The organism is Streptomyces sp. CB01881, assembly GCF_002953255.1.
Classification (GTDB): Bacteria; Actinomycetota; Actinomycetes; order Streptomycetales; family Streptomycetaceae; genus Kitasatospora.
This window is the reverse complement of record NZ_CP026498.1, coordinates 8,389,438-8,398,174: the sequence shown is the minus strand read 5'-3', so window position 1 is coordinate 8,398,174 and position 8,737 is coordinate 8,389,438. Positions and strand designations below refer to the sequence as shown.

Annotated in this window: 8 protein-coding genes; 2 read left to right on the top strand and 6 right to left on the bottom strand. The window is 70.8% G+C overall.

What is annotated here, in order from left to right; translation table 11 throughout:
* Positions 1–373 precede the first annotated feature (373 nt).
* Positions 374–1,507, top strand: coding sequence for a TerD family protein (locus tag C2142_RS26650; RefSeq protein WP_148645290.1), 1,134 nt, complete (start codon positions 374–376; stop codon positions 1,505–1,507).
* A 209-nt stretch (positions 1,508–1,716) separates the two neighbouring features.
* On the opposite strand, the gene C2142_RS26645 is transcribed toward C2142_RS26650, so the two are convergent.
* On the bottom strand, positions 1,717–2,475 hold the full coding sequence (locus C2142_RS26645; protein WP_174315748.1) for a Tellurium resistance: 759 nt from the start codon (positions 2,473–2,475) through the stop codon (positions 1,717–1,719).
* 390 nt (positions 2,476–2,865) lie between these two features.
* Here C2142_RS26645 and C2142_RS26640 point away from each other — a divergent pair, with 390 nt between their 5' ends.
* Positions 2,866–4,137: a DUF2637 domain-containing protein gene (locus tag C2142_RS26640; RefSeq protein ID WP_148645289.1), complete on the top strand. Its 1,272-nt coding sequence runs from the start codon at positions 2,866–2,868 to the stop codon at positions 4,135–4,137.
* A gap of 170 nt (positions 4,138–4,307) precedes the next feature.
* Here C2142_RS26640 and C2142_RS26635 read toward each other — a convergent pair whose 3' ends face one another.
* From C2142_RS26635 to C2142_RS26615, 5 genes are all read right to left on the bottom strand, one after another.
* Positions 4,308–5,411, bottom strand: coding sequence for a DUF475 domain-containing protein (locus C2142_RS26635; protein WP_148645288.1), 1,104 nt, complete (start codon positions 5,409–5,411; stop codon positions 4,308–4,310).
* Between the two features lie 69 nt (positions 5,412–5,480).
* Entirely contained in the window at positions 5,481–6,056 is a 576-nt protein-coding gene (locus C2142_RS26630; protein ID WP_148645287.1) for a TerD family protein, read from the bottom strand.
* Positions 6,057–6,266: 210 nt separating this feature from the next.
* Positions 6,267–6,842 (bottom strand): TerD family protein, encoded by a 576-nt coding sequence (locus C2142_RS26625; protein ID WP_148645286.1) that lies wholly within the window; start codon positions 6,840–6,842, stop codon positions 6,267–6,269.
* Positions 6,843–7,037: 195 nt separating this feature from the next.
* Positions 7,038–7,496: a peroxiredoxin gene (locus C2142_RS26620; RefSeq protein WP_148645285.1), complete on the bottom strand. Its 459-nt coding sequence runs from the start codon at positions 7,494–7,496 to the stop codon at positions 7,038–7,040.
* A gap of 305 nt (positions 7,497–7,801) precedes the next feature.
* On the bottom strand, positions 7,802–8,236 hold the full coding sequence (locus C2142_RS26615) for a DUF3052 domain-containing protein (RefSeq protein ID WP_148645284.1): 435 nt from the start codon (positions 8,234–8,236) through the stop codon (positions 7,802–7,804).
* Positions 8,237–8,737 lie beyond the last annotated feature (501 nt).

Genomic DNA, 8,737 nt, shown 5'->3' with positions numbered 1-8,737 from the left:
GCCGGGGCGGGGGCGGTCGGGCAGGGGGCGGTCTGGCGCGGGTGGGCGGAGGGGGCGGGCTGGATACAGGACGCCGGGGCGGAGTGGGGGCGGTCGGACCCGGCCCCGGAGTGCGGGGCCTCACCGTGGTTAACCGGCCCGCCGGGCACCGTGGTTCCCGGGCTCGCGCGTCTGACACCCCCCTGCCGGACCCCCCGGAGGCCTCTGGCCGCCCATCGTACGGACGGCTTCCGGTCGAATGTGGTTCCGAAACATCGAATTCTCGGAAGGTTACCCTCCGCTTCACAAAGCGCAAGCGTTGGCAAAGTCCCACCGTTTCACCACCTTCGGTCACGTTGTCCGAAGGGGTGGCGAACAGGCAGGATGGTCGGCTATGACGCACGTGATGGCCAAGGGCGCCAACATCGCACTGCCGGTGGCGGCGGTCCGCGCCGTGCTGCGCTGGATCGCCACGCCCGGTGCGCCGGACGTGGACGCTTCCGCACTGCTGCTCGGCGCCGACGGCAGGGTCCGTTCGGATGCAGACTTCGTCTTCTACAACCAGCCGCGCCACCCCACCGGTCTGGTGCGCCACCTGCCCAAGCAGCAGACGTCCGGCGGCACCGAGATCGCCGACACCGTCGAGGCCGAGATCGGCAAGCTGCCGCCCGAGGTGGACCGGGTGGTACTGGCCGGCTCCTCCGAGGGCGGTTCGTTCCGCTCGGTGACCGGGCTGCGGGTACTGCTCTTCGACGCCGCCGGCGGCGAGGGCGCGCCCGCGCTCGCCGAGTTCGCGATCCCCGAGGCCGACGACGTCACCGCGCTCGTCGCGGGCGAGCTCTACCGCCGGGCCGGCTCCTGGAAGTTCCGGGCCGTCGGCCAGGGGTACGCCTCCGGGCTGATCGGCCTGGCGACCGACTTCGGCATCACCGTCGAGGACGACGCGGCGGCCTCCGTGGCCGCGGGGTCCGCCGCTCCGGCCGCCCCCGCGGTGGACCCGCGCACCGCCGTACCGGACCCGCGGCCGGCCGCCCGGGCCGAGCCCGGCACGTTCACCCTGGCCCCGGCCGTCCCCCTGCCACCCACGGCGGCACCGGCCGTGCCCGCCAACACGCCCCCGCCGCCGACGGCCCCGCCGACCGTCCCGCCGGCACCGCCGGCTCCCCCGACCCGGCAGCCGGCGTACGGCTACCCCCAGCCGGCCCCGCAGCAGGCCGCACCGCACCAGCCCGCACCGCACCAGCAGGGCGGTTACGGCTATCCGCCGCAGGCCCCGCGCCCCGGGTACGGCTACCCGCAGCCGCAGCAGCAGCCCTACCCCCAGCCCCAGCAGGCGCCCAACCAGCCGCCTCCCGGCTACGGCTACCCCCAGCAACCGCAGCCCCCGCAGCAGCCCCAGCAGGCCGGCGGCTACGGCTACCCCCAGCCGAACACCGGCCCGCAGCCCCAGCAGCAGCCGCCCCAGCCCCAGGCCGCCGCCGAGGAGTTCGCACTGCCGCCGCAGGGCCCGCAGTTCCAGCCGCGCTGAGCACCGGGCCCGGCTGGGGCAACCACCCCGGCCACCCGGCACTCCGGCCACCCTTGACGACCCCCGGCGCCGCCGCGCCCGTGACGACACCCGCCGCCCCGGCGCGCCCGCGCCCGACGGCATAACCGCACCCCTGCCCGCCCCGGCGCGCCCCCGTCCGCTCCCGTCCGCCCGCCTGCGCCCCGCCTACGCCCCCCCTGCTCCGGCTCCTACTCTGGCCCTGAAGGCCCCGAAGGTCCCGAGGCGCCCTTGTACCCGCGCTGCCACTGCATCCCGAAGCCGTACAGCCGGTCGATGTCCGCCTGGAACCCGTTGACGTACCGCACCTCGCGCCGGACCGTCAGCGTGTTGTCCCCGGTGTTCTCGATCAGCACCACCGCGCACGAGCGCGCCGCCGCGGCCCGCTCCTCCAGCTTGATCTCGATGCGCGGGCCGGTCTGCGGCACGATCGTCACCACCGCGTTGGCCTGCTCGAACGCGGGCGTGCCGTCGTAGATGTAGACGAAGATCAGCAGCCGCTTGAACTGGTCCTTCTTCTCCAGGTTGACGTACATCGTCTCCCCGGAGGGCGCCCCGTACTGGTCGTCGCCGCTGAGCTTGATGTAGGGGACCCGCTGGAGGTCGCCGAAGAGGCCGCCGAGCGGCTGGACCACGCCGCGGCTGCCGTCGGAGAGCTCGTACAGGCAGGCCAGGTCGAGGTCGACGTTGACCTGCGCCGCCTGCTGGGAGTCCGGCTCCATCGGGCTGAGGATGCGCGGGCTGAACCAGCGCTTGAGGGTGTCCCGGCCGGACGGGCGCGGGGCTCCTATCCGGGTGGTCCAGTGCAGGTTGACGTAGAGGTACCCGGTGGTGGCCGCAGCCCCGGTGATCGCGTGCTGCGGCGTCGACTTGGTGAGCGTGACCTTGTGCTGCCCGCCCGGGTCGAGGGTGTTCCGCTCCCCGCGCAGGTACTCCCAAATCGAGGCCATCCCAGTCCTCCCCCTGGTACCACCAGTCGATCTGGCGGTCCACCGCTCCATGATCGGGCATCAGCCCGCCCGCCGGGTAGCCGAACTCCCCAACCGGCGGGCTCGCTACCCGTCCCCATACCCCGAACACCGGCGGGCACCACCGGGGAGCCCGCCAACGACCGGCACCGGCGGGTCGGTTGGCCGGTCGAAGCTCCCCTCCCGTAACATGCCGCCCCTTCGGACGCGATATCGTCTAGCCGCACAGGTGTCCCGTCCGCCCCCTTGCCCGGGTGGGACGGGCGCGCCGGAAGCAACGACGCACCGTCAGGCCCGGTCCCGGGGAGGGAACCTGACCGCCTGTGTCCATGTGCCCCCTGTCCCCTGCGGAAACCCGAGGCCCGACCCGCAATGAACCTGACCTCCATACAGCTGGTCTGGACCGTCATCGGCGGCGCAGCCCTGCTGTTCACCGCCATCCTGGTGGCGACGCTGCGTTTCAAGAACACCGGCAAGACCGAGGACTCGGGCGACTCCTGGGAGCGCAGCGAGGAGCGCCGCCGGCGCAAGGAGATGATCTACGGGATCTCCTCCTACGTCCTGCTGTTCTGCTGCGCCGGCGTCGCGGCCGCGCTGTCGTTCCACGGCCTGGTGGGCTTCGGCAAGGAGAACCTGGGTCTCTCCAACGGCTGGGAGTACCTCGTCCCGTTCGGCCTGGACGGCGCGGCGATGTTCTGCTCGGTGCTCGCCGTGCGCGAGGCCAGCCACGGTGACGCGGCGCTCGGTTCGCGCCTGCTGGTCTGGGTCTTCGCGATCGCCTCGGCCTGGTTCAACTGGGTCCACGCCCCGCGCGGCGTGTCGCACGACGGCGCCCCGCAGTTCTTCTCCGGCATGTCGATCTCGGCCGCGATCCTGTTCGACCGGGCGCTGAAGCAGACCCGCAAGGCCGCGCTCCGCGAGCAGGGCCTCGTGCCGCGCCCGCTGCCGCAGATCCGCATCGTGCGCTGGCTGCGCGCCCCCCGCGAGACCTATGCGGCCTGGTCGCTGATGCTGCTGGAGAACGTCCGCAGCCTGGACGAGGCGGTCGAGGAGGTGCGCGAGGAGCGTCAGGCCAAGGAGGCCGCCAAGCTGCGTGCCCGTAGCGCCGACCGCCGCGAGCGCGCCGAGCTCAAGGCCATCTCCCGCCAGGGCGGCATGCTCGCCCGGGCCCGTGGCGGCCGCCAGGTGCCCGCGCTCACCGCTGCCGGCGACGGCCCAAGCGCTACGGAGCCTGCCCTAGCCGCTGACGCCGACGCCACCACCCAGAACGCCGCCTCCTCGCTGGAGCCCGCCCCGCTGAGCGCCCTGGAGACCGGCCGCCGCCCGCGCGCCGCCGTCGGATCCTCGTCGCTCAGGTCCTCGTCGCTCGGCTCCTCCTACGACTCGGGCTCCTCCTTCGGCTCGGGTTCCTCCTACGACTCGGGTTCCTCCTACGACTCGGGCTCCTCCTACGACTCGGGTTCCTCCTACGGTTCGTCCTCCTCGTTCGGTTCCTCCGACGAGTCGTACCGCAGCAGCTCCTCCTCGTCCTCGTCCTACCGCAGCTCGTCCATCGACCTGACGGCCGACGACGACACGCTGTCGATGCCCAAGCTGGACTCGCTGGAGCGCAAGCTGCGCGCCATCGAGCAGCAGCTGGGCTAGCCATCGGGGGCAGCGCCCCGAGAACGCCGAACGGCCGCCCCCTTCTCACCGAAGGGGGCGGCCGTTCCGTTTCCGCCGTGGCGCCACCGGGCACCGCGGGCGGACCTGCCGTTGCCGGCCCTGTCGTTGCCGGCCCGGCTACACGCCGGTCCTGCTACTTGCCGGTCCTGCTACTTGCCGGTGCTGACCAGCTCCCGCTCCTCGCCCCCGCCCGCGGCGGCCTCGCGGCGGTTGCGGAGGATGGACGAACCGAGGGCGAGCCCGATGAAGGCCACGCCGATCAGGCCGGTGACGATCTCCGGGATGTGGTACTCGATGCCGACCAGCAGGATCACCGAGAGCGCGCCGATCGCGTAGTGCGCGCCGTGCTCCAGGTAGACGTAGTCGTCCAGGGTGCCCTTGCGGACCAGGAAGACGGTCAGCGAACGGATGTACATCGCGCCGATGCCGAGGCCCAGGGTGATCTGGAAGATGTCGCTGGAGATGGCGAACGCGCCGACGACGCCGTCGAAGGAGAACGACGCGTCCAGGACCTCCAGGTACATGAAGAGGAAGAACGCCGCCTTCCCGCCGACCTGGACGATGGACTTGCCGGTCTTCTCGGCCTCCTCCTCCTTCTCGGCCTCCTCCTCCAGGCCCGCCTCGAAGACCGAGGAGAGCCCGTTCACGGAGAGGTAGGTGACCAGGCCGAGCACACCGGCGAGCAGCACCGTCTCGGCGTGCTCACCCGCGAAGAAGTTGGACGCCAGCAGCAGCGTGACCAGCGCGACGACCGTCGAGAAGGCGTCCAGCTTGCCGACCTTCTCCAGCGGACGCTCGATCCAGGCCAGCCAGTTGTAGTCCTTCTCCTCGAAGATGAAGTCGAGGAAGATCATCAGCAGGAAGACGCCGCCGAAGGCCGCGATGGCCGGGTTGGCGGCCTCCAGGTACTGGGCGTACGTCAGGCCTTCGTAGGTCTTGTCCGAGTGGAGCGCCAGGTCGATGACCGTGGCCGGGCTGAGGTGCGCGGTGAGGCCGACCACCAGCAGGGGGAAGATCAGCCGCATGCCGAAGACGGCGATCAGCACACCGACGGTGAGGAAGATCTTCTGCCAGTACGGGTTCATCCGCTTCAACACCGTGGCGTTGACCACCGCGTTGTCGAACGACAGGGAGATCTCCAGGACGGAGAGGATCAGCACAATGCCGAATCCCTCGGCTCCCCAGAGCAGGCCGGCTGCGATCAGCCCGATGACGGTGATCGCGAATGACCAGCCGAATGTGCGGAGGAACACGGGACTTGGTTACCTTTCGAGTTCATGGCGCCCCCTGCGGCGAATGCGCCGCGGGCGGGTATCGCGCCTTTACTGTACGTTTACGCCGAAATCGAGGGCAATGCCGCGCAGGCCCGAGGCGTAACCCTGGCCCACCGCCCGGAACTTCCACTCCCCCGCGTAGCGGTACAGCTCGCCGAAGATCATCGCGGTCTCGCTGGACGCGTCCTCGGTCAGGTCGTAGCGCGCGATCTCCTGTCCGTCCACGGAGTTGACCACGCGGATGTACGCGTTGCGCACCTGGCCGAAGTTCTGCAGCCGCGACTCGGCGTCGTAGATCGACACCGGGAAGACCACCTTGTCCACCTGCGGCGGGACGAGGTCCAGGTTGACCAGCACGACCTCGTCGTCGCCCTCGCCGTCACCGGTGAGGTTGTCGCCCTGGTGCTCGACCGAGCCCTCGGGGCTCTTCAGGTTGTTGTAGAAGACGAAGTACTCGTCGCCGAGCACCCGCCCTCCCGAGCAGAGCAGCGCACTTGCGTCGAGGTCGAACGGCGCCCCGGTGGTCGAGCGGGCATCCCAGCCGAGCCCGATCTGCACCTGCGTCAGGTTCGGCGCGGCCTTGGTGAGCGAGACGTTTCCACCCTTGGCGAGCGTGACACTCATCGCTGTCCTTCCTCCCTTTGCCTCCGGGGCGCATCTCAGGTCTATTCCCCCGTGGCCCCGCCCGGCCTCTTCCGGCCGGCTGAACTTCCTGAACTCCTATCCTTCCAGTGCGCCGGGACAACGCGAAGCCGGGGCGGCCGCCGACGTCATGCGTCGGCGGCCGCCCCGGCCGATGGTGCTCCGTCAGGCCGCCAGGGCCTGCCGCCAGGCTCAGACGTTGACGCCGAAGTCCTGGGCGATGCCGCGCAGGCCGGAGGCGTAGCCCTGGCCGATGGCGCGGAACTTCCACTCGGCGCCGTTGCGGTAGAGCTCGCCGAAGACCATCGCGGTCTCGGTGGAGGCGTCCTCGGAGAGGTCGTACCGGGCCAGCTCCTTGTTGTCGGCCTGGTTCACCACGCGGATGAACGCGTTGCGGACCTGGCCGAAGTTCTGGGTCCGGTTCTCGGCGTCGTAGATGGAGACCGGGAAGACGATCTTGGACACGTCCGCCGGGACGGTGGCCAGGTTGACCTTGATCTGCTCGTCGTCGCCCTCGCCCTCACCGGTCAGGTTGTCGCCGGTGTGCTCGACCGAGCCGTCGGGGCTCTTCAGGTTGTTGAAGAAGACGAAGTTGCCGTCCGTGCCGACCTTGCCCTGGTCGTTGCAGAGCAGGGCGCTGGCGTCCAGGTCGAAGTCCGTGCCGGTGGTGGTACGGACGTCCCAGCCGAGGCCGACGACCACGGCGGTCAGGCCGGGGGCCTCCTTGGTGAGCGAGACATTGCCGCCCTTGCTCAGGCTGACACCCACTTGTCCTCCAAGATTCGGGAGGCACCCCTGGTGCCCCCGTGGTGCGGTCCGAGGCACCGGCGGCGGTTGCCCCCGGCCCTCTGACCAGCCAACGGACCGATCGTAGTGCGGGGTTCCCGTCCTGGGCAGGGAACGGGACCGGCGTGGCTGTTCGAATCTCGGCCGGGCCGGTCCCGCGCGGGCGGGGAGGGGGCCTCAGAGCGAGTCGAGGACCTTCAGGTACTCCTGCTCGTCACGGGCGTCCGGCAGGTCGTTGACGACGCTCCAGCGGACCGTGCCGGCCTTGTCGATCACGAAGGTGCCGCGGACGGCGCAGCCCTTCTGCTCGTCGAGGACACCGTAGGCGCGGGCGACCTCGCCGTGCGGCCAGAAGTCGGAGAGCAGCGGGAACTCCAGGCCCTCCCGGTCGGCGAAGACGCGCTGGCTGAACGGCGAGTCGCTGGAGACGCCGAGCACCTGCACGTCGTCGTTCTGCAGCCGCGGCAGTTCCTTCTGGATCGCGCCGAGCTCGCCGGTGCAGACCCCGGTGAAGGCGAACGGGTAGAAGACCAGGACGACGTTCTGCCCGCCCCGGAAGTCGGAGAGCCTGACCGGCTCGCCGTGCTGGTTCCTCAGCTCGAAGTCCGGGGCCTCGGTGCCGACCTCGATGGCCATGGATGGGACCTTTCTGACGCGACCGGGCCGCGCAGCGGGCGCGGCGGTCGCCATCTTCGCATCCGTTGACACCGGTTCGGCCGGACGGGTGAGGCCGCCGGGCTGCCGGGCGGATGCGTTCGCCGTGAGCGAACGCACCTCCCCCGCGAATACCGGGGTGGACCGGGGTGGACCGGGGCCGGCCGGAGCAGGCCGGGAGCGGGGCCGGACGGGCCGGCGGAAACGACCGGGCCCCGCCGGAGTCTCCTCCGACGGGGCCCGGCCCCGGTCCGCGGCTCAGGCCCCGGACCGGTTCGTCGGGGCGCTCAGCGCTTGCCCGTCTTCGTCGCCTTGGTCGCCAGACGGGTGGCGGCCCAGTCCTTGGCGATCGCGATCGAGCTGGTCTGGGAGAGGCCGGCGGTCCGGGCCGCGTCGGCGATGTCCGAGGCCTCGATGTGGCCGTCGCGGCCGGTCTTGGGCGTCAGCAGCCAGATGAGGCCGCCCTCGGCCAGGTACTCCAGGGCGTCGACGAGGGCGTCGGTCAGATCCCCGTCGTCGTCGCGGTGCCACAGCAGGACGGCGTCGGCGACGTCGTCGTAGTCCTCGTCGACGAGATCCGTCCCGGTGAGCTCCTCGATTCCTTCGCGGAGTTCCTGGTCAGTGTCGTCGTCGTACCCCAGCTCCTGGATGATCTGGCCCGCCTCGAAAGCGAGACGGTGCGCCGGGTTGGACTTGTCCGCGGGGTCCGCGGTCGCGCTCACGGGAATAACCTCCAGTATTTGGCCCGGCATCCATGCCGAGGCTGTGGCCGTAGTCCACACGGGCGCGGCGGTTCGCGCAAGTACCCGACCCCCGATCCCCTCCAAAGGTTGACGTGTCGCAGGGGGACACGCCGGTCGAGGTGTCGCGAATCACACCGATTTGCCCTTCTCTGCGTGGGACAAGGATGCTTCGGGTGGTCCCGGTCCACAGGCCGTACGCATGCCCGAGATACGAACGGCATTCGGGTCCGCGCGTGCGCGGGCGTAGAGTCTCCTGTTGGCCCTCACCCCGGCCGCCCGCCATCGGGCGGCCAGGCAACCAGGTCGGACCACCTCTGTTCGTAACACCCGGTGGTGCGCGGCACAGGCAACAGCGCCTGTTCCGCACACCGCCAGACCGTACCGCCCACCAGGCGGAACGGTTACCGATCGGTAGAGATGACGGATCTCCGAGCGCGGTAGCACGATGGAGGCGGCGCGACACACCTCAGTTTCGACCGA